Annotated in this window: 26 protein-coding genes; 18 read left to right on the top strand and 8 right to left on the bottom strand. The window is 71.3% G+C overall.

The genetic code is table 11. From position 1 onward, the window contains the following. Positions 1-165 precede the first annotated feature (165 nt). The 10 genes from AB5J55_RS02875 (at position 166) to AB5J55_RS02830 (ending at position 11,245) form a co-directional block, all read left to right on the top strand. Positions 166-519: a YciI family protein gene (locus AB5J55_RS02875; RefSeq protein ID WP_369269111.1), complete on the top strand. Its 354-nt coding sequence runs from the start codon at positions 166-168 to the stop codon at positions 517-519. Continuing rightward, the gene (locus AB5J55_RS02870; protein ID WP_369269110.1) at positions 519-1,712 is read left to right on the top strand and encodes an RNA polymerase sigma factor; all 1,194 of its coding nucleotides are present in this window, start codon (positions 519-521) and stop codon (positions 1,710-1,712) included. The genes AB5J55_RS02875 and AB5J55_RS02870 overlap by 1 nt, the downstream gene beginning before the upstream one ends. 137 nt (positions 1,713-1,849) lie before the next feature. After that, a complete protein-coding gene (locus AB5J55_RS02865; protein ID WP_369269109.1) occupies positions 1,850-2,620 on the top strand; it encodes a GntR family transcriptional regulator in 771 nt (256 codons plus the stop codon). Positions 2,621-2,705: 85 nt separating this feature from the next. Beyond that, positions 2,706-2,933: a ferredoxin family protein gene (locus AB5J55_RS02860; RefSeq protein WP_031480193.1), complete on the top strand. Its 228-nt coding sequence runs from the start codon at positions 2,706-2,708 to the stop codon at positions 2,931-2,933. A gap of 14 nt (positions 2,934-2,947) precedes the next feature. Continuing rightward, positions 2,948-4,303, top strand: a complete 1,356-nt coding sequence (locus AB5J55_RS02855) for an ABC transporter substrate-binding protein (protein WP_369269108.1) — start codon at positions 2,948-2,950, stop codon at positions 4,301-4,303. Continuing rightward, a complete protein-coding gene (locus AB5J55_RS02850; RefSeq protein WP_369269107.1) occupies positions 4,300-5,160 on the top strand; it encodes an ABC transporter permease in 861 nt (286 codons plus the stop codon). The genes AB5J55_RS02855 and AB5J55_RS02850 overlap by 4 nt, the downstream gene beginning before the upstream one ends. After that, on the top strand, positions 5,157-5,978 hold the full coding sequence (locus tag AB5J55_RS02845; protein WP_369269106.1) for an ABC transporter ATP-binding protein: 822 nt from the start codon (positions 5,157-5,159) through the stop codon (positions 5,976-5,978). Before AB5J55_RS02850 ends, AB5J55_RS02845 begins: the two co-directional genes overlap by 4 nt. A gap of 512 nt (positions 5,979-6,490) precedes the next feature. Then, positions 6,491-9,256: a fumarate reductase/succinate dehydrogenase flavoprotein subunit gene (locus AB5J55_RS02840; protein WP_369269105.1), complete on the top strand. Its 2,766-nt coding sequence runs from the start codon at positions 6,491-6,493 to the stop codon at positions 9,254-9,256. Between the two features lie 334 nt (positions 9,257-9,590). Next, positions 9,591-10,301, top strand: a complete 711-nt coding sequence (locus AB5J55_RS02835; protein WP_369269104.1) for a chitinase — start codon at positions 9,591-9,593, stop codon at positions 10,299-10,301. 38 nt (positions 10,302-10,339) lie between these two features. Next, positions 10,340-11,245: an aldo/keto reductase gene (locus AB5J55_RS02830; RefSeq protein WP_369269103.1), complete on the top strand. Its 906-nt coding sequence runs from the start codon at positions 10,340-10,342 to the stop codon at positions 11,243-11,245. 22 nt (positions 11,246-11,267) lie between these two features. Here the strand turns inward: AB5J55_RS02830 and sph are convergent, their stop codons facing one another. After that, on the bottom strand, positions 11,268-12,254 hold the full coding sequence (gene sph / locus AB5J55_RS02825) for a sphingomyelin phosphodiesterase (RefSeq protein ID WP_369269102.1): 987 nt from the start codon (positions 12,252-12,254) through the stop codon (positions 11,268-11,270). A gap of 119 nt (positions 12,255-12,373) precedes the next feature. Next, positions 12,374-12,832, bottom strand: a complete 459-nt coding sequence (locus tag AB5J55_RS02820) for a pyridoxamine 5'-phosphate oxidase family protein (RefSeq protein WP_369269101.1) — start codon at positions 12,830-12,832, stop codon at positions 12,374-12,376. A gap of 134 nt (positions 12,833-12,966) precedes the next feature. On the opposite strand from AB5J55_RS02820, the gene AB5J55_RS02815 reads away from it, so the two are divergent. Together AB5J55_RS02815 and AB5J55_RS02810 are read left to right on the top strand one after the other, a co-directional pair. Further along, complete coding sequence (locus tag AB5J55_RS02815; protein ID WP_369269100.1) at positions 12,967-13,353, top strand: VOC family protein; 387 nt, start codon at positions 12,967-12,969, stop codon at positions 13,351-13,353. A gap of 72 nt (positions 13,354-13,425) precedes the next feature. After that, positions 13,426-14,496 carry an adenosine deaminase gene (locus AB5J55_RS02810; RefSeq protein ID WP_369269099.1) on the top strand — a complete coding sequence of 357 codons (1,071 nt, stop codon included), beginning with the start codon at positions 13,426-13,428 and terminating at the stop codon, positions 14,494-14,496. Positions 14,497-14,521: 25 nt separating this feature from the next. Here the strand turns inward: AB5J55_RS02810 and AB5J55_RS02805 are convergent, their stop codons facing one another. Both AB5J55_RS02805 and AB5J55_RS02800 read right to left on the bottom strand, forming a co-directional pair. Further along, positions 14,522-15,031 carry a DUF664 domain-containing protein gene (locus AB5J55_RS02805; RefSeq protein WP_369269098.1) on the bottom strand — a complete coding sequence of 170 codons (510 nt, stop codon included), beginning with the start codon at positions 15,029-15,031 and terminating at the stop codon, positions 14,522-14,524. A gap of 25 nt (positions 15,032-15,056) precedes the next feature. Further along, a complete protein-coding gene (locus tag AB5J55_RS02800; protein WP_369269097.1) occupies positions 15,057-15,944 on the bottom strand; it encodes a LysR substrate-binding domain-containing protein in 888 nt (295 codons plus the stop codon). A 137-nt stretch (positions 15,945-16,081) separates the two neighbouring features. On the opposite strand from AB5J55_RS02800, the gene mgrA reads away from it, so the two are divergent. Continuing rightward, positions 16,082-17,077: an L-glyceraldehyde 3-phosphate reductase gene (gene mgrA, locus AB5J55_RS02795; protein WP_328883779.1), complete on the top strand. Its 996-nt coding sequence runs from the start codon at positions 16,082-16,084 to the stop codon at positions 17,075-17,077. Here mgrA and AB5J55_RS02790 read toward each other — a convergent pair. Continuing rightward, on the bottom strand, positions 17,067-18,050 hold the full coding sequence (locus AB5J55_RS02790) for an oxidoreductase (RefSeq protein ID WP_369269096.1): 984 nt from the start codon (positions 18,048-18,050) through the stop codon (positions 17,067-17,069). The two genes, mgrA and AB5J55_RS02790, sit on opposite strands and share 11 nt — an antisense overlap. A gap of 101 nt (positions 18,051-18,151) precedes the next feature. On the opposite strand from AB5J55_RS02790, the gene AB5J55_RS02785 reads away from it, so the two are divergent. Next, positions 18,152-19,075, top strand: coding sequence for an AraC family transcriptional regulator (locus tag AB5J55_RS02785; RefSeq protein WP_369269095.1), 924 nt, complete (start codon positions 18,152-18,154; stop codon positions 19,073-19,075). On the opposite strand, the gene AB5J55_RS02780 is transcribed toward AB5J55_RS02785, so the two are convergent. Next, a complete protein-coding gene (locus AB5J55_RS02780) occupies positions 19,065-19,352 on the bottom strand; it encodes a DUF1905 domain-containing protein (protein ID WP_369269094.1) in 288 nt (95 codons plus the stop codon). The two genes, AB5J55_RS02785 and AB5J55_RS02780, sit on opposite strands and share 11 nt — an antisense overlap. Before the next feature lie 70 nt (positions 19,353-19,422). After that, complete coding sequence (locus tag AB5J55_RS02775; RefSeq protein ID WP_369269093.1) at positions 19,423-19,818, bottom strand: nuclear transport factor 2 family protein; 396 nt, start codon at positions 19,816-19,818, stop codon at positions 19,423-19,425. Between the two features lie 344 nt (positions 19,819-20,162). Here AB5J55_RS02775 and AB5J55_RS02770 point away from each other — a divergent pair, with 344 nt between their 5' ends. The 4 genes from AB5J55_RS02770 (at position 20,163) to AB5J55_RS02755 (ending at position 24,553) form a co-directional block, all read left to right on the top strand. Then, positions 20,163-20,573 carry a hypothetical protein gene (locus AB5J55_RS02770; RefSeq protein WP_369269092.1) on the top strand — a complete coding sequence of 137 codons (411 nt, stop codon included), beginning with the start codon at positions 20,163-20,165 and terminating at the stop codon, positions 20,571-20,573. A 90-nt stretch (positions 20,574-20,663) separates the two neighbouring features. Next, complete coding sequence (locus AB5J55_RS02765) at positions 20,664-23,009, top strand: FHA domain-containing protein (protein ID WP_369269091.1); 2,346 nt, start codon at positions 20,664-20,666, stop codon at positions 23,007-23,009. A 10-nt stretch (positions 23,010-23,019) separates the two neighbouring features. Further along, positions 23,020-23,565: a hypothetical protein gene (locus tag AB5J55_RS02760; RefSeq protein WP_369269090.1), complete on the top strand. Its 546-nt coding sequence runs from the start codon at positions 23,020-23,022 to the stop codon at positions 23,563-23,565. After that, positions 23,555-24,553: a serine/threonine-protein kinase gene (locus AB5J55_RS02755; RefSeq protein WP_369269089.1), complete on the top strand. Its 999-nt coding sequence runs from the start codon at positions 23,555-23,557 to the stop codon at positions 24,551-24,553. Before AB5J55_RS02760 ends, AB5J55_RS02755 begins: the two co-directional genes overlap by 11 nt. A 19-nt stretch (positions 24,554-24,572) precedes the next feature. Here the strand turns inward: AB5J55_RS02755 and AB5J55_RS02750 are convergent, their stop codons facing one another. Beyond that, positions 24,573-25,859 (bottom strand): streptophobe family protein, encoded by a 1,287-nt coding sequence (locus AB5J55_RS02750; protein WP_369269088.1) that lies wholly within the window; start codon positions 25,857-25,859, stop codon positions 24,573-24,575. Positions 25,860-25,982 lie beyond the last annotated feature (123 nt).

Here is a 25,982-nt window from a genome sequence, read left to right as displayed (position 1 = left end):
TTATGTGTAGAGCTCGACGGGTTCATGGCGATGTATGCGGAGTGGCTCTCCGGAAACTTCTCACCGGTGTCCGTGTGCGGTGTGTCGATCCGGGCGGATGCCGTTCGTGTAGGAGGTGAGAGGCCGGGAGACCGGCAGACCACCACGTCGTCCCAGGAGACCGTCATGAAGTACTACCTGCTCAATGTGATGCAACCCGTCGGAGAACCGCCCGCTCCGGACGTCCTCGGCGAGATCGAGAAGAACCTCGACACCCTCAACCGGGAGCTGCGCGAGGCCGGAGCCTGGGTGTTCGCCGGGGGACTGCACGGCCCTGAGTCCTCCACCGTGCTGCGGCCCCGCGACGGCGACGTCCTGGTCACCGACGGACCGTACGCCGAGGGCAAGGAGATGCTCGGCGGCATCAGCCTCATCAAGGCGCCCGATCTGGACGCGGCGTTGGGATGGGGCCGCAAGCTTGCGCTGGCGACCACACTGCCGATCGAGGTGCGACCGTTCATGGGCGAGGCCGAGGACTGATGACGGCCGCTGACGTCGAAGGCGTCTTCCGTGCGGAGTACGGCCGCGCGGTCGCCGTACTCGTCCGCTTCCTCGGCGACATCGACCTCGCCGAGGAAGCGGTCCAGGACGCCTTCACCACGGCCCTGCGGCGCTGGCCGGAAACCGGCGTGCCGCCGAGCCCCGCCGGCTGGATCATCACCACCGCCCGCAACCGCGCCGTCGACCGGCTGCGCCGCGAAGCCACCAGGACCGAACGGCACACCCAGGCGGCCCTGTTGCACACCTCCGATGCACCTCCCGAGGAGGGCCCCGTGCGCGACGACCGGCTCTGGCTCATCTTCACCTGCTGCCACCCCGCCCTGGCCGTCCAGGCGCGGGTCGCCCTGACCCTGCGCCTGCTGGGCGGGCTCACCACCGCGCAGATCGCGCGCGCCTTCCTGGTGCCGGAGCCGACGATGGCCCAGCGGCTGGTGCGGGCCAAGGCGAAGATCCGCAACGCCGGCATCCCGTACCGCGTGCCCCGCGACGCCGACCTGCCGGACCGGCTCGCGGGGGTGCTGGCCGTCCTCTACTTGATCTTCAACCAGGGGTACGAGGGTGAGGCGGGCCTGTGCGCGGAAGCCGTACGCCTCGGTCGTCTGCTGGCCGAACTCATGCCGGACGAGCCCGAGGTGACCGGGCTGCTCGCGCTGATGCTCCTCGTCGAGTCCCGCCGGGCCGCCCGGCAGGACGAACGCGGCGAGCTCGTACCGCTCCCGGAACAGGACCGCGGCCGCTGGGACCGTGAACTGATCGCCGAGGGACAGTCGCTCGTCCGCCGCTGCCTGCGCCTGGGCCGGCCGGGGCCGTACCAGATCCAGGCCGCGATCCAGGCGGTGCACAGCGACGCGCCGACCCCGCAGGCCACGGACTGGGGACAGGTCCGACAGCTTTACGACCACCTCCTGGCCATCGCTCCCAGCCCCGTCGTGGCTCTGAACCGAGCCGTCGCCGTGGCCGAGGTCGAAGGCCCGGCTCCGGCCCTCGACCTCGTGGACGCGCTGGATCTCGACGGCTACCACGTCTTCCACGCCGTCCGCGCGGACCTCCTGCGCCGCCTGGGCCGCCACACGGAGGCCGTGCGAGAGTACGAGTCCGCCCTCGCGCTGGCGGAGAACCCCGCGGAGCGGGCGTACCTCGAACGCCGCCGCCGTGAACTCGTCCGCAGCTGACGGCCGAGCAGGGCGCGTAGTGGCGAAACCGGGACGCAGTCCCGGGAAGTTGCAGGTCAGCGTCCTGGTGAGAGGCAATCAGGTGGCGCAATAGTTCGGTAACACCACTGAGCGACAACCGTCGGTATGGTCACCGCATGCCAGCAGAACGAACCCGCGAGCACACCGCGCCGCTCGCCGCAGCCCGCCGCCGGCGGCTGCGTGCCGACCGGGCGCGGCAACTCGCGGACCTGCTGCGGCACCTCGTGCTGACCGGGGGATTTCCCCGGGGCGTACTGCCGCACGAGGACGTGCTCGCCGCCGACTACCAGATGTCACGGAACACCGTCCGGCACGCACTGGACCTGCTGCGTGCCGAGCAGCTCGTCGAGCGGCTGCCCGGCGTGGGCACCGTCGTCGTCGCCGAGAAGTACTCGCACGGACTCGACCGGCTGATGGGACTCGCGGAGACCCTGCGAGAACACGGCCAGGTCAGCAACGAGGTGCGCACCATGGGCCCGGTCGCCGCGCCCGCACCCGTGGCCGAGCGACTGCGGCTGCCCACCGGCACCGACGTCCTCTACATCGAGCGGCTGCGCAAGCTGAACGGTCTGCCGCTCTCCCTCGACCTCACCTATCTGCCGCTGGACATCGGCAGTGAACTGATCGGCGCCGACCTGGAGAACACCGACGTCTTCCGGTTGCTGGAGCAGATCACCGGGCAACCGCTCGGGCACGCGGAGATCACCCTGGAGGCCGTCAACGCCGACGCGCACTCCGCCACCGTCCTGCAGGCACCGCGCGGCACCGCCGTGCTGATGCTGGAGCGCCTCACCCATCTGTGCGACGGCAGGCCCGTGGACCTGGAGTTCATCCGGTTCCGCGGGGACCGGATCGCGATGAGCGGGCTGCTGCGCCGCTCCCTGTGATCACCCGCGATCCACGCGGAGCCTGATGCCAGGAGTCGGACATCAGGCGTAACTCACCCCTCGCAGTACCTCACTGGAGACAGCCATGCCCTTGGTGCCCCAGCGGGCCGACGTGCCCGTGACCGTCGACGAGTCGAAGTGCATCGACGGCTGCACGCTCTGTGTCGACATGTGTCCGCTGGACTCCCTGGCGATCAACCCCGACAGCGGCAAGGCGTACATGCACGTGGACGAATGCTGGTACTGCGGCCCTTGCGCCGCCCGCTGCCCCACCGGGGCCGTCACGGTCAACATGCCCTACCTGCTGCGGTGAAAGGCCCTCTCCCCATGAAACGCACGACTCCCGCGGCCCTGCTCGCGGCAGCTCTCGTCAGCACGCTCGTCACGGGCTGCGGCGGCAATGCGGCGGCCGGCGACGACAAGCACGTCACGGTCACCGTCGGCTACCAGTCCAAGACCATCAACACCGTCACCGCCGGCACCCTGCTGCGCTCCCTCGGCTACTTCGAACGCGAACTCGCCGCCCAGGGCAAACGGGACGGGATCTCCTACAAGGTCCAGTGGCAGGACTACGCCACGGGCGCGCCCATCACCGCGCAGATGACCGCGGGGAAGATGGACATCGGGTCCATGGGCGACTTCCCGCTGCTGATCAACGCCGCCCGCGGCAAACAGCTGAACCGCCCCACCCGGCTCGTCTCGGTCACCGGCTACAACCTGCGCGGCGCCCTCAACACCGTGGTCACGGCGCCGGACTCGAAGCTCGCCTCGCTCAAGGACCTGCGGGGCAAGAACGTGTCCACCAGCATCGGTTCGGCGGCCGACGGGACCCTCGTACGGGCGCTGCAGCGCGCCGGACTCGACCCGGAGAAGGACATCCGCAAGCTCAACCAGCAGCCGTCGGTGGGCGCTTCGGCACTGCAGGCGGGCAGCGCCGACGCCCTGTCGCAGTTCGTGGCGTGGCCCGGACTGCTCGCCTTCCAGGGCAAGGCGAAGGCACTGTACGACGGTGCGGAACTGAACCTGCCCACCTTCCACGGGGTGACGGTCCGTGAAGACTTCGCGGAGCAGCGGCCGAAGGTGCTCGACGCCTTCCTCGCCGCGCAGATCGAGGCGACGCGATACCTGAACGAAAACCCCGTCCAGGCCGCCGAGAAGGTCGCCGAGGCCACCGGCCTGCCCCCGGAGGTCGTCTACCTCTACAACGGCAGCGGCGGCATCGCCACCTTCGACCCGACCGTCAAGCCCCAGCTCGTCTCCGCGCTGAAGAAGGACGTGTCAGTCCTGCGCTCGGCGAAACTCGTGGGCGACGTGGACGTGGACGCCTTCGTCGACGACGGCCCGATCAAGCGCGTGTACGGCAAGGAGTACGCCGAGCGGCTCGCCGCCACCTCCGAGCCCTCGCGCAGCGAGGTGTGGCTCGACGGCGAGGACAGCACCCGGCCCTTCGACTCGCCCGCCGCGCTGCTGAAGTTCGTCGCCGGGCACAAGGGCGATGTGCGCGCCGCCTACGTACCGGACGCCGCCAACGGCACCCGCTGGTACGCCGCCAAGGCGGTCTGGGTCCAGGACGGCAAGGAGCTGCGGCCGTTCGTCACCGCCTCCGCCGCCCGCGCGTACATCCAGGCCCACCCCAGCGCCCGTACCGTCTCCTACGCCACCGCACTGGAGCAGGCGTCATGACCGCGGTGACCGCCCCGCCGAGGAAGCCGGGGCAAGCGAGCAAGGCGTCCGTGCGGCCGGCACCCGCTCGGCGCACGGCCCGCCTCCGACCGGTCGTACGCGTGCTGTCTCTGCTTGCGGCGCTCGCGGTGTGGCAGCTGCTCACCACGCTGGACGTCCAACTGTGGCTGCGTTTCGACCAGTTCCCGTCGGTCACCGACGTGGCCCGGGAGTTCGGCCAACGGCTCGCCGACGGGGCGTACTGGCAGGACGTGACCGACAGTCTGCGCAGGATCGTCACCGGGTTCCTGCTCGCGGCGGTGCTCGGCGTCGCAGCGGGCGTGGCAGTCGGCCGCTCCCGCTGGGCAGCGGACCTGATCGGACCGGTCCTGGAGGTGCTGCGGCCCGTCCCGGCGATCGCGCTGGTACCCGTGGCGATCCTGCTCTTCCCCAGCAACGAGCAGGGCATCGTCTTCATCACCTTCACCGCCGCCTTCTTCCCGGTCCTGGTCGCCACCCGGCACGCGGTGCGTGCGCTGGCCCCGGTGTGGGAGGAGGCGGTGCTCACCATGGGCGGCGGACGGTGGCGGGTGCTCGCCTCCGTGGTGCTGCCCGGCGCGCTGCCGGGGATCTTCGGCGGGCTGTCGGTCGGGATCGGCGTCTCCTGGATCTGCGTGATCTCCGCGGAGATGATCTCCGGCGAGTACGGGATCGGCTACCGCACCTGGCAGGACTACACCGTCCTCGACTACCCGGGCGTGTTCACCGGCATCGTCAGCATCGGCGTGCTCGGCTGGCTGACCTCCACCGTGGTGGAGCTCCTGGGACGCCGCCTGACGCACTGGCTGCCGCGACGCGAGGGGACTGCCACGTCATGAGCACGAAATCGGACACCGCCGTCACCGGCGCCGCCATCCATACGTCCTCCACCGCCTCGAAGGCCGAACCTCCCGCCTCCGGGGCGCGTCTCAGCCTCACCGGGACGGACCTCGGACGACCCGGTGCCGTCGTACTGCACGGGGTCGATCTCGAAGCCGCCCCCGGCGAGATCCTGACGGTGGTCGGCCCGTCCGGGTGCGGGAAGTCGACCCTGCTGCGGACGCTGGCCGGGCTGCTGCCCGCGCTCGCCGGACGGGTCGCCCAGGACGGGCGACCCGTCACGGGTCCCGGCGCGGACCGGGCGCTGGTCTTCCAGGAGGACGCGCTGCTGCCATGGCGTACGGCCCGCGCCAACGTCGAACTGCCGCTGGCCATCAGAGGGCTGGGCCGCGTCGAGCGCAGGTCCAGGGCGGAGGAGTGGCTGGACCGGGTCGGCCTGCCCGACCTGAAGCGGCAGTTGCCGCACCGGCTCTCCGGAGGGCAGCGCCAGCGGGTGCAACTCGCCCGCGCGCTCGCCGGGCAGCCGCGGGCCGTGCTCATGGATGAGCCCTTCGGTGCCCTGGACGCCCAGACCCGGGCGGGCATGCAGCAGTTGCTGGTGGAGGTGCTGCGCGGGACCGGCGCCACCGTCGTCTTCGTCACCCATGACGTGGACGAGGCACTGTTCCTCGGCGACCGCGTCGCCCTGCTCGGCGCGGGGGGCCTCACCGATGTCCGGACGGTACCGCGACCCCGTGACCGCGGAGCCCGCGACGATCCCGCGACGGTGGCACTGCGCCACGACATCCTCGAGTCCCTCGGCTCGCGCTCGTCCTGAAGGGACCTCGGCCGCCACGGTCCGTCCGACCTTCCTCGGCTCCGGCAGGTCCGAGCCCTTCCGGCCCAGGCACGTTCCGAGCAACCTTCGGCCCCCTGCACGTCCCGAGCAACCTTCGGCCTCCTGCATGTTCCGAGCAACCTTCGGCCTCCTGCATGTTCCGAGCAACCTTCGGCCTCCTGCATGTTCCGAGCGACGTTCGGCCATTGCAGGTTCCGAGCAACCTTCGGCCTCTGCACGTCCCGAGCGACCCTCGGCCTCGTACGTCCCGAGCGACCCTCGGCCTCGTACGTCCCGAGCGACCCTCGGCCCCGCACTCCCGGGCAACCCTCGCCCCTGTACCTCCCGAGCGACCCTCGGCCCTTGCACTCCACGAGCAACCATCGGCTCCCGTACTTCCGAAGCAACCTCGCCCCCCGCGTTCGAGTAGCCCCGGCCCCACGTCCCGAGCACCCACCGGCTCCCCGCGCGACCCCCGGCTGCCCCCGTACGTCCTGAAAGGCACCCCTGCCATGACCACCGCGACCGCGACCCTGACGGAGATCCCCGCCCTCGACTCGGCGGAGGAGCTGAGCTGCGACGTCCTGGTGATCGGCGGCGGTACCGCCGGCACCATGGCCGCGCTCACCGCCGCCGGGCGCGGTGCGTCCGTGCTGCTGCTGGAGAAGGCACACGTACGGCACTCCGGAGCGCTGGCCATGGGCATGGACGGCGTCAACAACGCCGTCATCCCCGGCCGTGCCGAACCGGACGACTACGTCGCCGAGATCACCCGCGCCAACGACGGCATCGTCGACCAGTCGACGGTCCGTCAGACGGCCACCCGGGGCTTCGAGATGGTGCAGCGTCTGGAGTCTTACGGGGTGAAGTTCGAGAAGGACGAGCACGGCGAGTACGCGGTGCGCCAGGTGCACCGTTCGGGCTCGTACGTGCTGCCCATGCCCGAGGGCAAGGACGTCAAGAAGGTCCTCTACCGGCAGCTGCGCAGGCGGGAGGTGCGCGAGAAGGTCCGTATCGAGAACCGGCTGATGCCGGTGCGGGTCCTGACCGCGGACGGCAAGGCGGTCGGCGCCGCGGCCTTCAACACCCGCACCGGGGCCTTCGTGGTCGTGCGGGCGGGTGCCGTCATCCTCGCGACCGGGGCCTGCGGCCGGCTGGGGCTGCCCGCGAGCGGCTATCTGTACGGCACGTACGAGAACCCCACCAACGCCGGGGACGGCTACGCGATGGCGTACCACGCGGGCGCGGAGCTCACGGGTATCGAGTGCTTCCAGATCAACCCGCTCATCAAGGACTACAACGGCCCGGCCTGCGCCTATGTCGCCAACCCGTTCGGCGGCCACCAGGTCAACCGGCACGGGCAGCGGTTCGTCGACTCCGACTACTGGTCCGGGCAGATGATGGCCGAGTTCGCCGCCGAGGTCGCCTCCGACCGAGGACCGGTCTACCTCAAGCTCAGTCATCTGCCCGAGGAGTCGATCTCGGCCCTGGAGTCCATCCTGCACTCCACCGAGCGCCCCACCCGCGGCACCTTCCACTCCGGGCGCGGCCACGACTACCGCACCCACGACGTGGAGATGCACATCTCCGAGATCGGCCTGTGCGGCGGGCACTCCGCCTCGGGCGTACGGGTGGACGACCACGCCCGCACCACCGTCCCCGGCCTGTACGCGGCGGGCGACCTGGCCTGCGTCCCGCACAACTACATGATCGGGGCGTTCGTCTTCGGAGACCTCGCGGGCGAGGACGCGGCCCGGTACAAGGCGTACCGGGGCGAGCTGCCGCAGGACCAGCTCGCCGAGGCCCACGAGTTGATCTACCGACCGCTGCGCAACCCCGACGGTCCGGCTCAGCCCCAGGTCGAGTACAAGCTGCGCCGCTTCGTCAACGACTACGTCGCTCCGCCCAAGAGCGGCGCCCGGCTCTCCCTGGCGCTGGAGCACTTCGAGCGGATGCGGGACGAGATCGCCGAGATGGGGGCCCGGACACCGCACGAGTTGATGCGCTGCGCGGAGGTCTCGTTCATCCGCGACTGCGCGGAGATGGCGGCCCGGTCGTCGCTCGCCCGCACCGAGTCCCGCTGGGGCCTCTACCACGAGCGCCTCGACCACCCCCAGCGGGACGACACGGAGTGGCTGCACCACCTCGACCTGCGCAAGGGTCCTTCGGGAGCCATGGAGTTCACGGCGCGTCCCGTCGCCCCCTACCTCGTGCCCGTCGACGAGTTCACCCCCACCGGCGGCCCCTCCCGCCACCTGGGCGAGGTGGATCCGCTCCCGACGGCCACGGCGGGACGCCGGGAGGTACCGCCGGCGGTGGGCCCCGCGGAACCGGGCGAGAACGCACCGTCCGACGGCCCGACGCACGGAGCCTCGGAGTCCAACCGGGAACGGATCCTCGAACTGGTCGCGCTCTCGGAGGAGGAACCCGATCTCCCGGCGCTGGAGCCCTACCTGAAGGACCCGGACGCCGCCGTACGTCTCGCGGCCGTGAAGGCGCTGACCGAGACGGCCCCACCCGGAACGGGCCCCGCGCTGGGCTCAGCCCTGACCGACAGTGACGGACAGGTGCGCGCCGCGGCCGCGTCGTCACTGCGCGAGCTGGCCGAAGTCCTCACGGCGGAGCCGGAGTTGAGGGCACCGTTGGTCTCCGCACTGACGGCGGCGGATCCGACGGCCCGCGCCGCGGCCCTGGACGTGCTGCGCGCCCTGCGCCTGGGCGACGCGGCCCTGTTCGCCGTGCATCTGGCCGACCCGGACACCGAGGTACGCCTGGCCACCGTACGCGCCCTGGTCTCGGTGGACGCGGTCGAGGCCCTGTCGGAGGCGGCCGGCGACGCCGCGCGTGAGGTACGGGTCGCCGTGGCGCGCGGGTTCGCCGCCCTGGCCACGCACATCGCGCGGGCGCAGCAAGGTACGCCTTCCGCCCTGCACGCCCTGACCCACGACCCCGACGTCCTGGTCCGTGCCGCGGCCCTGGAAGCGCTGGGCGTCCTCGGCGTCCCGGACGGACTCCGCGCCACCGTGACGGCGGCGCTCACCGACCCGGCGTGGCAGGTCCGCGCGGGCGCCGCGAAGGCCCTCGGCGGAGCGGCACCGGAAGACGGTGTCCCCGCCCTCGCCCAGCTGCTGCGCGACACCGACGCCGACGTGCGCAAGGCCGCGGTACTCAGCCTGCTGCGGCATGCCGCACACGAGGACGCCCGTGCGGCACTGGCCACCGCGGTGAACGACCCGGACGCAGACGTCCGGGCGTACGCGGGCCGAGCGGTGCGGTGATCCGGCGCCGCCGCCAACTCCCTTGAGCTGGCCGGCGTCACGCAACCGGAAGCCGCTCGTACGCCGGATCACCGCCCCCGGGCGCTCACAGCCACGGCTGGGGGCGCCCGCGTGGCCGTCTCGACTCCATTGGCCCCCGGGCCGATTGATTGGTCTACACCTTATTTGGTCTACACCCTTGACTGGTACATACCAACGCGGTTGAGTGTGTCTCCACACCCCCCACCACGGCCGCCCCCACGCCGTGGCCGACCCCGTCGGCGCGTGCGCTCAAGGCTCTGCTTCGTCCTGCCCTTGTCCGGGTGCGGCCGTGCTCCGCAAAGGAGTTGATCCTGTGTCGAGGCGCCGCATAGCCGCACTGCTGTCCTCACTCGCCCTGGGCAGCGCAGCTCTGCTGCTTCAGCCGGCCCCGAGCGCGTCCGCCGCCGGGTTCGTCGTGAGCGAGTCGCAGTTCAACCAGATGTTCCCGAACCGGAATTCGTTCTACACGTACAGCGGGCTGACCGCCGCCCTCAGCGCCTACCCCGGCTTCGCCAACACCGGCGGCGACACGGTGAAGAAGCAGGAGGCGGCCGCCTTCCTCGCCAACGTCAACCACGAGACCGGCGGCCTGGTCCACATTGTCGAGCAGAACACCGCCAACTACCCCCACTACTGCGACCGGAGCCAGCCGTACGGCTGTCCCGCGGGCCAGGACGCCTACTACGGCCGCGGTCCGATCCAGCTGTCGTGGAACTTCAACTACAAGGCCGCGGGTGACGCGCTCGGGATCGATCTGCTGAACAACCCCTGGCGGGTGCAGAACGAGTCGGCCGTCGCCTGGAAGACCGGGCTGTGGTACTGGAACACCCAGTCCGGCCCCGGCACCATGACCCCCCACAACGCCATGGTGAACCAGGCCGGCTTCGGTCAGACCATCCGCAGCATCAACGGCTCCCTGGAGTGCGACGGCAAGAACCCCGCGCAGGTCCAGAGCCGCGTGGACGCCTACCAGCGCTTCACGCAGATCCTCGGCGTCACTCCTGGCGGCAACCTCTACTGCTGACGCCCCCCTGTGCCTGAGGCGTGTGCGAGACTCCGCCGATGACCTCAGAGATGATCACCGCGCACGCCGCGGGCACCTGGAAGCTCGGCGACCTGTCCGTGACCCGCGTCGGCTTCGGCGCGATGCGGCTGACGGGCAGCGCCGCCTTCCACCACGGGACGCCCAGTGACCGGGGACGCTCGATCGCCGTACTGCGCAAGGCGGTCGAGCTGGGCGTCGACCACATCGACACGGCCGCCTTCTACTTCTCCGCCCTGCGCGCGGCCAACGAACTCATCAACACCGCGCTGGGGCCGTATGCCGACGACCTGGTCATCGCGACGAAGGTCGGCCCGTTCCGCGACTACGCCGGGGAATGGGGCACCTCGGCCCGCCCCGACCAGCTGCGCGGCCACGTCGAGGAGAACCTGCGCCAGCTCGGCCGCGACCACCTGGACGTCGTATACCTGCGCCGCATGCGGCAGGACTCCATCGCCGAGCACTTCGGCGCCCTGGCCGAACTGCGCGAGGCGGGCCTGATCCGGCACCTGGGCGTCTCCGCCGTGGAGCCACGGCACCTCGCCGAGGCACAGGCCATCGCGCCCGTGGTGAGCGTGCAGAACCGGTACGCGCTCGACCGGCCCGACCCCGAGGCCGACGAACTGCTGCGCCTGTGCGGCGAGCAGGGCATCGCCTTCGTGCCGTTCTACGCCGTCGCGGGCGACACCGGGGAGCGGGGGGCGTCCGGTGCCCACGGCGACGAGGTACTCGCCGTGGCGCAGGCGCACGGAGTGAGCCCCGCCCAGGTGCGCATCGCCTGGACCCTGCACCAGGGCCCGCACGTCCTCGCCATCCCCGGCACCGGCAACCCCGACCACCTCGCCGAGAACGTGGCCGCGGGAGCTCTGCGCCTCACCGGCGACGAGCTGGCCCGGCTCAACACGGCGCGACAGCAGACCGGTTGAGCCGCAGCCGGCAGGGCATGGTTCAGCCGGCGAACCCGGTCACCGGATAGTGGTCGGAGAGGTTCGTGTATGTGTAGTCGGTGCCCCAGCTCGACACCGTCCAGGGCGCGCTCTGCTCCTTGACGACGTCGTTCTTCCAGACGGTGGGACGGGCGTGACCCGCGCGGTGCAGGACGTAGTCCAGGTCCTCGCGCGGGTCGTCGGGGTAGCGGTCGCGGGCTATGGAGTTGTCCGCCGTGTCGAAGGAGTACGGGTGCCCGGTCCGCGCGTCGGCCCCGACCAGCCCGCCGTCGGCGAGCATCGAGCCGTACTCGGACGTGTGCGAGTCGACGTTCATGTCACCGGCGACCAGAACCTGCTCGCTCGCGGGGATGTTCTTCGCGTCCAGGAACGCGTCGATCGCCTTGAACTGCCGGCTGCGCGTCGCGGCGGCCTCACCGGCGTCGCAGCCCGGATCGGTCGACTGCGCGTGCGTGCCCACGACGTGCACCTTGGTGCCGTTCACGTTCAGCACCACGTACGCGAAGCCCTTGTTCGACCACCAGTCCGATCCGCACGCGTCCTTGAACACGTACTGCTCCTTGCGCAGCACCGGCCACTTGCTCAGGATCGTGACTCCGCCGTCCTCGGGTGTGGTCGCCGAGTAGGCGCCACCGGTGGCGTCCCAGCCGCTCTTGCCGCGTCCGACCACCGGCGTCTGGTAGGGGTAGCGGCCGGCGAGGGAGTTCTTCAGCGCGTCCGAGGAGGAGTTGTCGAACATCTCCTGGAACACGACCACGTCGTTGCCCTGCACGAACGGCGCCTTGGCGATCTCGGCGGCCCGGTGGTCCTGGCCCCAGTTCGGGTACAGAGTCTTGCTGAAGAGGAAGACGTTGTACGACAACAACTTGAGCGGCGGCGCCTGCTCGGCGGCCGACGCGGCGGGCGCCGAGCAGGCAAGACCGGCACCGGCGAGCGAGAGCGCGAGCACGATCGAGCCCTGTGCGCGGCGGTGTGCGGAGAGCGTCACTGGATCTCCCTGTGGTTGAAGGGGGTTGCGTGGCGCCGCACATCAAACCATCAGGAGTTACTCCCAGGTAACACCTGTGCGGGAAATGGATGGCGTGGGGACGTACGCGCGAAACTTGTTCAGACAAGCCACGTTCCGTTTCGCATGAGGTGCCGCTGCGGCAGTTCGTGCACCTCGTGCCAGGCCTGTACGGAGCGCGGCCGCACCCGGTAGTAGGCGTACGTCGGCGAGTCGTTCCGTGGATCCCAGCCCGTCTTCGCGTGAAACGCCTCGGCAGCCGCGGCCGGCACCTCGTCGGCGCCGTGGACCTCCACGCCGCCGTCGATGAGGACGACGTCCCGGGTGTCCCCGAGAGCCAGCCGGGTCCGACGTCCGATGCGGAGGTTGCGCCCTGTGGGGTTGCCGGGGCGAGTGGCCATCCACAACGCCTCGCCGTCCCAGACGAACCACAGCGCGACCAGACATGGCACCCCGTGGCTGTCCGCCGAGGCCACCCAGATGTCCGTCTCCCGTTCCAGCCGGTCCAGAACGTCCTGCTTGCGGCGCTCGGGGCTGCGCGCACCATCCATGATCGTCATTCCCGGCACGCTAGTCGGCGACCGCCTGTCGCACCTCGGGCGGCGGGCCTGGGGCCGCGGTCCCGGTCAGGACTGGCGCCCTGGACGTTTTACGTATAACCTCTCCCGTCAATCGCACCTCAAGGAAGGTCTCGATGCGACACATCGCCCTGGTCACCCTCGTCGTCGACGACTACGACGAGGCGATCCGCTTCTACACCGAAGCCCTCGGCTTCCGGCTGGTCGAGGACACCCCGCGCCCGGACGGCTCCCGCTGGGTCGTCGTGGCGGCGGGCGATCAGGGAACCGGACTGCTGCTGGCCCGCGCCAAGGGCGACGAGCAGCGGGCCCGGGTCGGCGACCAGACCGGCGGGCGCGTCGGGTTCTTCCTGCACACCGACGACTTCGCCCGCGACCACGCCCGCATGCTCGCCGCGGGCGTGACCTTCCTGGAGGAGCCCCGGCACGAGTCCTACGGCTCGGTCGCCGTCTTCCAGGACCTGTACGGCAACCGCTGGGACCTGCTCCAGCCCGCTGGCTGATCCACCTCCCACCTCCTGGGCCGCCCCTCCGCCCGCCGCTTCGAACCGCCCCGCTCAAGGAAAGACTCCGCCATGACTGCTACGCGCGTAGACGCCGACGTCATCCGTCGCCTCCCCAAGGCCGTGCTGCACGACCACCTCGACGGCGGCCTGCGCCCCGCCACCGTGGTGGAGCTCGCCGAGGCGGTCGGCCACACCCTGCCCACCACCGACCCGGACGAGCTCGCCGCCTGGTACTTCGAGGCCGCGAACTCCGGCGACCTGGTCCGATACATCGCCACCTTCGAGCACACCCTCGCCGTGATGCAGAGCCGCGAGGGGCTCCTGCGCACCGCCGAGGAGTACGTCCTCGACCTGGCCGCGGACGGCGTCGTCTACGGCGAGGTGCGCTACGCCCCCGAGCTGAACACCAACGGCGGGCTGACCCTCGCCGAGGTCGTCGAGACCGTCCAGGAGGGCCTGGCGGCGGGCATGGCCAAGGCCGCGGCCGCCGGCACTCCGGTGCGCGTCGGCACCCTGCTGTGCGGGATGCGGATGTTCGACCGGGTGCGCGAGGCGGCCGACCTGGCCGTCGCCTTCCGGGACGCCGGTGTCGTCGGCTTCGACATCGCCGGTGCCGAGGCGGGCTTCCCCGCCGCCGACCACGTCGACGCCTTCGAGCACCTGCGCCGCGAGAGCGTGCCCTTCACCATCCACGCCGGTGAGGCCGACGGCCTGTCCAGCATCCACCAGGCCCTCCAGGTGTGCGGCGCCCAGCGCATCGGGCACGGCGTGCGCATCACGGACGACATCGTGGACGGCAAGCTCGGCCGGCTCGCCGGCTGGGTGCGCGACCGCCGTGTCGCGCTGGAGATGTGCCCGACCTCCAACCTCCAGACGGGCGCCGCCACGTCCATAGCCGAGCACCCGATCACCGCGCTGAAGGACCTCGGCTTCCGCGTCACCCTCAACACCGACAACCGTCTGGTGTCCGGTACGACGATGACGCGCGAGATGTCCCTGCTGGTCGAGCAGGCCGGGTGGACGGTCGAGGACCTGCGCACGGTCACGGTGAACGCCCTGAAGAGCGCGTTCATCCCGTTCGACGAGCGCAATGCCCTCATCGAGGACGTCGTACTGCCCGGTTACGGGTCCGCGCTCTGAGCAGCGGTCCGCACCGGTCCGCGGGCTAGGAGCCCACGACCAGCCCGCGGACGTAGGCGGCCTGTCCGACGTGCTGGAGATCGTCGGACAGGACGCTGACCAACCGTGCGCCCAGGCTGACCGGTGGATCCCAGCGCTCGTCCACGATGCGCTCCAGATCCTTGGCGGCCACCTCCCGCAGCGCCCCCAGACTCTGGGCGTGAACGGCGTCGTAGTAGCCGGTCAGCAGGTCACCGGAGTCCACCCGTACTTTGGCGACCTTCGCCGAGGTGTGGCCGTAGCCGGTGTCGTGGCGCGGCAGGTCGAGCCCGAAGGTCTTCTGGAAGTCCTGCGTCAGCCACACCTGGTCGAGGCCGAAGGCGTCGGCGATGTGGTCGTCCTGGACCCGGGTGAGATGCCAGATCAGCCAGGCGACGGAGTTGGCCTCGGGGGAGGGGCGGGCGTGCAGGTCGTCGGGGTCGAGACCCTCGACGGCGGCGTGGACTTCTTCCTGGATGCGGTTGTACCCGTCGATGAGGATGTCCTTCGCATGCATGACTCCACCATCGCGCACCCGTCCGTCACGCGCCCTCTGTTTCCAGCAGTGCCATGAGCGCCCGGGCCGCCGGGCTGGTGGCCTGCTCGGGCGGCAGGAGGGCGACCGTCTCGTAGACGGTCTCGCCGGTGCCCTTCACCGGCAGGGCCGTCAGTGAGCGCCGCTTGTCCCGGAAGTGGCGGGGCACGACGGCGATGCCGAGGTCCTCGTCCACCAGGTCCAGGAGGCTGTGCACGTCGTTGACCTCCAGGGCGACGGTACGCCGTACGCCCGCGGCGGCGAAGACGGCGTCGGTGGTGCGGCGCGGCCCCCAGTCCGGGTGGAAGTCGACGAAGACCTCGCCGCCCAGCTCCTCCGGAGTGACGGCGGCGCCGGCGGTGGCGAGGCGGTGGCTCGGATGGCACAGGACGGTCATCGGCTCGCCGGTCAGCGGTACGACCCGCAGCTGGTCGGTGTCCTCCTGCGCGGTCCGTACGGCGAAGGCCAGATCGAGGCGTCCGGCCGCGACCTCCTCCGCGAGCGCACCCGAGCCCGCCTGACGCAGGCAGATCTCCACGTCCGGATGCGCCCGCCGGAAGGCCGCCAGCAGTCCCGCCACATGCACCCCGGCGATGCACTGCTCGGACCCGAGCGCCAGCATCCCGCGCAGCACGCCCTGCACCGCCGCCACCGCCTCATGGGCGGCCCGCACCTGCGCGAGGATCCGTTCCGCCTCGCACAGCAGCGCCCGGCCGGCAGGGGTGAGCGTCACCCGGCGCGTCGTCCGCACGAACAGCGGGGTCTGCAACTCCCGCTCCAGGGCCCGGATCGAGGCCGACAGACCCGACTGGGACACCAGGAGGCGCTCGGCCGCCCGGGTGAAGTGCTGGTCCTCGGCGACCGCCACGAAATGCTGGAGATGGCGCAGTTCCATGATTGAGCAGCGTAGCCGCTGAATCCCATCTGATTTACCTGTTGGACCACTGCCGGCAGGTCACGACAGAGTGGACGGCGACTGGAACACCGGTTCCTCGGAGCCGTCCTCCCTGTGCCAACCCCTCTGGAGTCGCGTTGTACACCGCACACACCGACCGCTACGCGGACATGCCCTACCGGCGCACCGGCCGCAGCGGACTCAAGCTTCCCGCGCTGTCCCTCGGCCTGTGGCACAACTTCGGCCCGGCGGACCGCTCGGTCGAGCACCAGCGGGCCATCCTGCGCCGCGCCTTCGACCTCGGCGTCACCCACTTCGACCTGGCCAACAACTACGGCCCGCCGCCCGGCGCCGCCGAGTCGGCGTTCGGCGAGGCGCTGAAGGCGGACTTCGCGCCGTACCGGGACGAGCTGATCATCTCCACCAAGGCCGGCTATCTGATGTGGCCCGGCCCGTACGGCGAGTGGGGCTCGCGCAAGTACATGCTGTCCTCGCTCGACCAGAGCCTGAAGCGGATGGGCCTGGACTACGTCGACATCTTCTACTCGCACCGCCCCGACCCGGACACTCCGCTGGAGGAGACGATGGGCGCCCTGCACTCGGCGGTGCAGCAGGGCAAGGCGCTGTACGTCGGCGTCTCCAACTACTCGGCGGAGCAGACCCGCGAGGCCGCCCGCATCCTGGGCGAGCTGGGCACGCCGCTGCTCATCCACCAGCCTGCCTACTCGATGCTGAACCGCCGCCCCGAGGAGGAGGGACTCCTCGACGCCCTCGACGAGCTCCAGGTCGGCTCGATCGTCTTCTCCCCGCTCGCGCAGGGCCAGCTGACCTCCCGCTACCTCGACGGCATCCCGAAGGACTCGCGGGCCGCGAGCGGCAGCCCGTTCCTGAACGCCGACGCGATCACCGACGAGCTGCTGGGCAAGCTCCGGGCCCTCGACGAGATCGCCAAGTCCCGCAGCCAGACCCTGGCGCAGCTGGCCCTGGCCTGGGTGCTGCGCGGCGGCCGGGTGACCTCGGCGCTCGTCGGCGCGAGCAGCGCGCAGCAGATCGAGGACAGCGTCGCGGCCACCCGCAACCTGGACTTCGACGCCGACGAACTGGCCCGCATCGAGGCGATCCTCAAGCCATAAGGCGTTCACTGACCTCCCAGAGGCGGGCCGCCGCCTCTGGGTCCACGGCGTACGACAGCACGCCCGGCGTCTCCGCTCCGGCGCGCCACTCGGCCTCCTCGGCCTCGGCCACCAGGGGGCTGACGTCGCAGTTCTCGCAGTAGACCCCGCCCAGTGCGGTCAGCTGCGGGCTGGTGGCGCACCAGACGCTGGTGGCGGCTCCCTGCCCGACCGTCTTCAGCTGGCGGGACGGGTCCCGTACGGGCCGTCCGTGCTCGTCGAGGACACCGGCCGCCCGGACCACCTCGGCGGAGACGTGCTTGGCGAGGCCGGTCTCGATGATCGTGCCCGGGTGCACGGCGAAGGCCCGCACCCCCTGGCCCCGCCCGCGCCGGTCGAGTTCCACGGCGAAGAGCGCGTTCGCCGTCTTGGACTGGCCGTAGGCGGCGAACGGCTCGTAGGCGCGGTGCTCGAAGTGCAGGTCGTCGAAGTCGACGTTGCCGAAGCGGATGCCCCGCGACGACACGGCCACGACCCGCGCCCCGTCAGCCGCGACCAGGGCGGGCCACAGCCGGGCGACCAGCTGGAAGTGCCCCAGGTGGTTGGTGGCGAACTGTGCCTCGTACCCGCGTGCGTCCCGGGTCAGCGGGGTCGCCATGATCCCGGCGCTGTTGACCAGGATGTGCAGCGGACGCCCGGAGGCCAGGAACTTACCCGCGAAGGCGTCGATCGACGCCGGATCCAGCAGGTCCAGGTACTCGACCTCGGCGCCGGGCACGTCCTGCAGCGCGGCCCGTGCCCGCTCCAGGTCCCGCGCCGGTACGACGACCTCGGCGCCGGCGGAGCGCAGCACCCGGGCCGTCTCCAGCCCGATGCCGGAGTAGCCGCCGGTGACGATCGCGACCCTGCCGGTCAGGTCGACCCCCTTGATCACCTCCTCGGCGGTGGACGCGGCGCCGAAGCCGGAGGGCAGGGGGTGCTGTGCGGTGGTCATGGTGCGTATCTCCTCGATGTGAGCCGACCAGACCACCGTAGGTTCGGGTATCCGTACGATGAATGCTTGAGAATCCGCATTACTTGCGTGATAGTTCGAGCATGACCGCAGATCCGCTGTCCGAGGCCCTCGCAGTCGCCGATGCCCGCAGCGTGTTCTCCGGTGGCTTCACCGCAGGCGGCACCTGGGCGATCCGGCTGCGCGGGCGCGACAAGCTGAAGGTGATCGCCGTGGTGCGGGGCGGCTGCCTGCTGGTCCGCGAGGACGGCGGCGAGCCGCTGAAGCTGTCCGAGGGGGACGTGGTGGTCTCCGACGGGCGCCGGCCGTACGTCCTGTGCAGCGCGCTCGGCGTCGAACCACTGGACTCCGCCGACGTCACGGTGGACCCCGTCACCTCTTCGGCCCGGCTCGGTGAGGGCACGGACGAGGATGTCTCCTGCGTCTCCGGGCACATCGACCTGAGCCGGGACAGCGGTGAACTGCTGCGCCGGGCGCTCCCGGAGCTGATCCACGTACGGTCCGACGTGGCCGAGGCTTCGGCGCTGCGCTGGCTGATCGGGCAGCTGGCCGAGGAGATGAAGACGCGCCGGGCCGGTGTCGAGTTCGCCTCCGACCAGTTGGCCCAGCTGATGTTCGTGCAGGTGCTGCGGGTCTGCCTCGTCGAGTCCGAGGGGCTGCCGCCGGGCTGGCTGCGGGCCCTGGCCGACGAACGGCTCGCCCCGGCCCTGCGCCTGATGCACGGCGATCCGGGCCACCCCTGGCAGCTGGAGGACCTCGCCCGGGCGGCCGCGATGTCCCGGACCACCTTCGCCGTACGGTTCAAGGAGGCGGCCGGGGTGCCGCCCCTGACCTATCTGCTGAACTGGCGCATGAGCCTGGCCGCCCGTGCCCTCAGGCAGGACACTGCCCCGGTCGCGGCGCTCGCCCGTTCCGTCGGCTACACCTCCGAGAGCGCCTTCAGCAACGCCTTCAAGCGGGCGCTGGGCGTCGCGCCCCGGCGCTATCGTGAGGCGGCTAGGAGCTGATCCGCTCCTCCAGACGCACGGTCACGGTGTCGCCCTCCGCCTTGCCGATGGCCTTGCGGATGTCGGCCTTCACGGGCAGCTTGTGCGTGCCGTCGCCCATGGCCATGAACGAACTGCGGAAGGGCTGCCCGTCGATCGTGCCGCGGACCTTGACGAGCCCGCGGGTGCCGAAGAACTCCACGCTCCTCGGCCAGACGAGATAGGTCCAGCCGCCCTCGCTCGGACTCTTGCGCAGGACGGCGGTGAACTCCTCGTCCAGCTTGGCGGTGGTGGTCATGGTGGTTCCTTCGCTCGCGGTGGTCACGTACTGAGGAGACCACCGCGAGCCCGGAAACTCATCGCGGAGTTCACGCCCCGCCCGGCACTCGGTCCAGAAACCCGAGGACGGACAGGATCCGTCCCTCGGCGTCCAGCGTGATCACGTCGGACCCGGCGACCGGAGCCGCCCCGTCGACCTCGCTCACCAGCTCCCAGGAGAACCGTGCCGTGTCGTGGTGGCCGTCGACGGAGCCGGTCCGCCGGAAGACGAAGCCGGGGAACCGTGCGTGCGCCGCCGCGACGACGGCCGCGATCCCCTCATGGCCCCGGACGTCCGCGAGCGGGTCGGTGTAACCGCCCTGCGGGGACCAGGCGTTGGCGACCGCCCGGGCCAGCGCATTGGGCTCGCGGGTGTTCCACGCGTCGAAGTAGCGGGCGACGGCGATCTCGTAGCGTTCGGTGGTCACGGGCGCGGACGCGGACATGGGCGATCAGCCTCCAACGAGGTCGTCAGTGGTGGGAACCCGGATCCCGCTCGCGGTGACCGGGTACCGCAACGATGCCCGCCGGCGCCGGAAAGCTCGATTACTCCTGAGGTAATGCCCGGTCATGCACGGGGTTGACGTGTACCCGCCGTGTTTCGGCCAACACCGGCTGTGAATATGCCAGGAGACTGGCCGGAAAGTCATGGTGACAGTGTTTCAGTAGTGAACATACTCAACTACGAGGGTGCCTCACATGGGGCGACGGCGCCCTTACGCACCGCTCACGAGCCGTAGGGAAAGCGAGGTCCGCCGACAGGCGAACACGGCAACACGGGGGAGGTCACGTGCACGACGAGTTCCTTTGCCATGTCACCGCGTACGGCGTCTGCGGCGGCCGGCGCATAGGTGTACCCCTGGGAACCTACCGGGCGCCCACCCTGGCCCTCGCGCTGTGGTGGTTGCGTGACCGGGCCTCCTGGATGGCCGAGCGATTAGACCCGCGACCGGACGCCGCGCACTTCCCTGCGAGTGCGCTCGTCCCGGTCGCGGACAATGTGCCCGACGTGCCGGCCGTGCTGCGCGCATGGTGCGGCGACGACGATCAACAGGAGCTGGTGGCCGACGAGTTGGCGGCCGGTCGGCTGGTGCGGATCGCCGTGAGCGACGAGACCACCGAGTACGAACTGCTCGCCGAGTCGATCGACGCCCTGCGGATGCAGCGGACCGTCCCGGCGCTGGTCGTCCCCGTCGCCTGAACCCCCGCTGCCGAAGGAACGCGCCCCGAGCGCAGGGGGACGCCGTGAGCGCAGGCAGCGCATACAGGGGCAGATCGATAGAATCCTGGCATGGCGGAGCGGCCGGTCGCACCGACTGCGCCCGTACTGGTCCTGGAGACCGAGTCGGGCTCCACCGTGATGACCCCCGGCCGTGACTACCGCGTCGGACGCGACCCGCTGAGCGACATCGTCATCGACGACGCCCGTGTCTCCTGGCACCACGCGGTACTGCGGCCCGGCGCCGACCACTGGACCCTCGCGGACGAGAACAGCACGAACGGCACCTACACCGAAGGCCACCGCATCCGCGAGTGGGACGTCGGACCCGGCACCGTCATCCGCTTCGGCAACCCGGCCGACGGCCCCCGCGCGGTGCTGCTGGACCGCCCGGGCCCGCCCGCCGCGCCGGAACGCCCCTCGGCGATATCCATGCCCGGCCTCACCGGCACCTTCCGCCGACCCACCTCCGTCCGCCCCCTGCCCACCCGCGCAGTCCGCATCGGCCGCGCCGCCGACAACGACCTGGTCATCGACGACCTGGTCGTCTCCCGCCACCATGCCGAGCTGCACGTCCTGCCCGACGGGACGTACGAGATCGCCGACCTGGGCAGCCACAACCGCACCTACCTCAACGGCAGTCCGGTCACCACCGCCCCCATCGGCCCCGGCGACATCGTCGGCATCGGCCACTCCGCGTTCTGCCTGGTCGGGGACCAGCTGCAGGAGTACGTCGACACCGGAGAGGTCTCCCTGGAGGTGCAGGACCTCGCGGTCGCCGTCGACCACGGCCGCAAGACCCTCCTCGACCACGTCTCCTTCCCGGTGGGGGAGAAGTGCCTGCTCGCCGTCGTCGGACCGAGCGGTGCCGGGAAGTCCACGCTGCTCAACGCCCTCACCGGCCAGCGCCCCGCCGACCACGGCACCGTTCTCTACGACGGCCGCGACCTCTACCGCGACTACGCCGAGCTGCGGCAGCGCATCGGCCTGGTCCCGCAGGACGACATCCTGCACGCACAACTCACCGTCCGCAGCGCCCTGTCCTACGCCGCCGAGCTGCGCTTCCCCCAGGACACCGCCAAGGCCGAGCGCCGGGCCCGGGTCGACGAGGTCATCCACGAGCTGGGCCTGGAGCAGCGCGCCGGGCAGCCCGTGCACAGCCTCTCCGGCGGGCAGCGCAAGCGCGTGAGCGTCGCCCTGGAACTGCTGACCAAGCCGTCGCTGCTGTTCCTCGACGAGCCGACCTCCGGGCTCGACCCCGGCATGGACCGCTCGGTGATGAACATGCTGCGCGGCCTGGCCGACGACGGCCGTACCGTCATCGTCGTCACGCACAGCGTGCTCAGCCTCGACATCTGCGACCGGCTCCTCGTCCTCGCCCCCGGTGGACGCATCGCCTACTACGGTCCGCCCGAGGAGGCCCTGCTCTTCTTCGGGTTCGAGCACTGGCCGGAGGCCTTCGAGGCGTTCGAACGCGACCAGGAGCGGGACTGGGCGGGCGACTACCGCAGCTCGCTCTACCACCGGCAGTACATCTCGGACGCGACCGGACAGCCCCGGCAGCCCCGCACCGGCCCGGTCGTGATCGCCCGGCCGCCCCGGCCGCGCAGCCGCGGCGCCCAGCTCGGCACGCTCATCCGCCGCTACGCCACCGCGCTCGCCGCCGACCGCACCTTCCTCGCGATCATGATCGCCCTGCCGTTCGTGATGGGCGCGATGGCCCGCGCCCTGGCCGGCAGCCGGCTGACCCAGGAGACGGCGATGAACGCGCTGCTCATCCTGTGCGTCGGCGGCGTCCTGACGGGCGCGGCGAACGCCGTGCGCGAGCTCGTCAAGGAGCGCGTCATCTACCGGCGGGAGCGGGCGGTCGGCCTGTCCAGATCGGCGTACCTGATGTCCAAGGTGGTGGTCCTGGGGACGATCACCGTGCTGCAGGCGGTCGTACTGACCCTGGTGGCCCTGCTCGGCGTCGATCTCAACGCCCCCGGCGGCGAGGGTGTGGTGATGCCGCCGCTGGTCGAGATCACCGTCGCCGTCGCCCTGCTGGCCTTCACCGCGATGATGCTCGGCCTGGTCGTCTCCGCGCTGGTGCGCAAGGAGGAGGTGACGATGCCGCTGCTGGTGCTGCTCGCCATCGTCCAGGTCGTGTTCTGCGGAGCACTGCTCAAACTCCACGGCGTTCCCGGCCTGGAGCAGCTGTCCTGGGTCGTGCCCTCCCGATGGGCGCTCGGCGCGATGGCCGGCACCCTGGAGCTGTCCCGGCTCGTCCCCGGCGACCTGACCGGCGACCCGCTGTTCGAGCACTCCGCCGGCGTGTGGCTGCTCAACGTGGCCATGCTCGTCGCGCTCTCGGCGGTCTTCGGCTACGTCGTCTCCCGGCTGCTGCGCCGCCGCGAACCCGTCGTCATGCGGAAGTAGGCGAGAGCCCATGGCTTCCCCCGGCTTCCGGCCCACCCACGTCGTCCCCCAGCACGGCATGCCCGCCTGGGAAACACCCGACCCCGCCCGGCCCACCGTGCCCCTCGACGCGTTCCTGCCGGTCCAGCTCGTCGAGCGGCAGGGCGACTGGGGGCACATCCTGTGCGCCAACGGCTGGTCGGCCTGGGTCGACGGCCGCCACCTGGTCGCCGTACCGCAGGACCCGCCCACCGCCGACGACGCCCCGCTCACGAGTGCCGCCGACCCGCGCCCGCTGCTCACCCGCGTCGAGCGGGTGCTGGCCGGCTACCGGTCCGCGGTCGAGGACCTCGCGGCCGGCGGCCTGGACGGCGAGGCCTTCCGCATCCGCACGTCGGGGCTGCGCATCGGGGTCGTCGTCGACGGTGAGTCGATGTGGCTCTACGACGCCGACCACGGCCGGTGGGCGTACGCGGACGGCACCCGGCTGAGCACGTACGCCACGGACGACGGTCCCCGCGCCGCCACGGACCCCGGCCACGCCCCGACCCAGGTCGTGACACCCGATGGTCCGTGACACGAGCCTGTTCTCCGGCCGCCCCTCGGAGCTGATCGGCCGGGAGATCGCGGGCTACCGCATCGAGCGCGAGATCGGCCGCGGGGGCATGGCGGTCGTCTACCGCGCCCGCGACCTGCGCCTGGACCGCACCGTCGCCCTGAAGCTCCTCGCCCCCGAACTCTCCCGCAACGACACCTTCCGGAGCCGCTTCACCCACGAGTCCCGGGTCGCCGCCGCGATCGACCATCCGCACATCGTGCCGGTGTTCGAGGCGGGTGAGACGGACGGCGTCCTGTACATCGCCATGCGCTACGTCTCCGGCAGCGACCTGCGCCATCTCCTCGACCGCCAGGGCCCCTTGCCGCCCCCGACGGCCCTGCGCATCGCCGCCCAGGTCGCCTCCGCCCTCGATGCGGCGCACGACCACGGCCTGGTCCACCGGGACGTGAAGCCGGGCAACATCCTCGTCGCGCGCGGCACCGACAGCGATCACCCCGAGCACGTGTACCTCACCGACTTCGGTCTGACGAAGAAGTCGCTGTCCCTGACCGGCTTCACGACCGTCGGTCAGTTCGTCGGCACCCTCGACTACGTGGCCCCTGAGCAGATCTCGGGCAAGCCGGTGGACGCGCGCTGCGACGTCTACGGCTTCGCCTGCGTGGTCTACGAGTGCCTGGCGGGCCACCCGCCGCTGCGCCGCGACAACGACATGGCCCTGCTGTGGGCCCACCAGTACGACGAGCCACCGCCCCTGACCGACGCACGCCCGGACCTCGCTGCGGCCGTCGACGCGGTGTTCGCCAGGGCCCTGGCCAAGAGCCCCGACGACCGGCAGGACTCCTGCCTCGCCTTCGTCGCCGACCTGCGCGCCGCGGTCGCGGGCGGTGCGGCGAAGGGGCACCCGCCGACGGAGGTGGACCTGAGGGTCGTGGAGCGTCCGAAGGGGTCCGCGAAGGGCGAGCCGAAACCACCGCCCCGCTGGGCCGAGCCGGTCTTCCGGCGGTGACCGGGGCCGGTGCGGCGGCTCATCCTTCCGCGCGCGGCGGCACCTCGCCCCGGTGCCGCACCCGCTTCGCCGACAGCCCGCCGAGGAACCCGGTGACCAGCCCCCACAGCAGTGCCAGGCCGATGGCGCCCCACACCTCGGGCCGCAGGAACAGCTCGCCGCCCAGATCCCCGCCGAGGTCACCGATGCCCAGCACCGACAGGCCGTAGTGCGCCGACGTCCGGCCGACGAGGCAGATCATCAATACCGTCAGTGCGAGCGCGACCGCCATGTGCACGGCGTGCTGCCAGGCCCGCAACCGGGCCGGTGAACGCCTCGCCATCACGAACGCGGCCGCCAGCAGCAGGACCGCGTCGACGGCGACCAGCCACCACACCCTGCCGTCGTGTTCGGCGAGCGTGCCCAGATTGAGCTCGGCCGCCTCCCGACCGCGCAGCACCTCGTCAAGTACGTGCGGCATGGGCAGTCCGAACGGCCCGTCCACCCGCCCGTTCCAGGTCGCGCCGAGCCCGATCGTCAGGGCGAGCCACACCAGGTTCGGCAGACCGAGCAGCATCACCGCGAACGTCTCGGACGCGTGCCCGCGCGTCGCCGCCACGACCAGGCCGATGATGACCCCCACCACGACATAGGTGAGCAGCAGCGCCACCATGGCGTACGCGGCCGGCCGCACCGACTCCTGGAAGCGCAGCAGCCGGCCCGGCAGCGGAGCCCCGCGCGACACCAGCAGGGCCAGCACCAGCATGCCCGCCAGCCACAGCAGGCCGAAGAACAAGGTCGCCGGGACGTGCGTGGTGAAGCCGACCTCGGGCGAGATGCCGAACAGGTCGCCGAGGTCGCCGAGCGCGTCCTCCCCGAGGTCACGCAGGGAGAGGGTGAACGTCTGGCTGGCGGCGAGGGACAGCCCCAGGAGCGCGACCAGCCACAGTACGGCGATCCTGGCGGCCCAGCCGGCCAGTTCCCAGGCGCCGGCGACCGCCCGATGCCGCAGCGGACGCAGGAAACCGGCGGCCAGGACGAGCGCACCGGTGAGTGTGACGGACAGCGGGATCACGGTCAGACCGGCGTCGGACTCGGCCAGCCCTCCCGCGTTCCCCGAGAGCTCGATCGTGCCGCCGACCGCCGTGACGACGGTCGCCGCTACGACACGGGGGAAGGCGTTGTCCGGGAGGTCCGCGGCCCCGGCCGCCCACAGCCCGAGCGTGGCGACCACCACCATCGCCACCAGCCCGGCCAGCACCGCGAGAAGGGCCTGCACCCAGCCATGGGCGGCCACGGCCGGACGGGAGGTGGTCAGCGCGCTCACCCTGCCCACGCTAAGCAGCGCCTCACCGCCCCGCCCGCCGGGAGGTCCGTCCGCGTCGGCTTGCGGGCGACGCGGCACCGGAGCACAGAATGGGTTCAACGTAGAGAAGCGACAAAAGAGACA

The organism is Streptomyces sp. R11 (genome assembly GCF_041051905.1).
GTDB lineage: Bacteria > Actinomycetota > Actinomycetes > Streptomycetales > Streptomycetaceae > Streptomyces.
The sequence above is the reverse complement of the archived record's forward strand: the minus strand, read 5'-3'. Positions and strand labels throughout refer to the sequence as shown.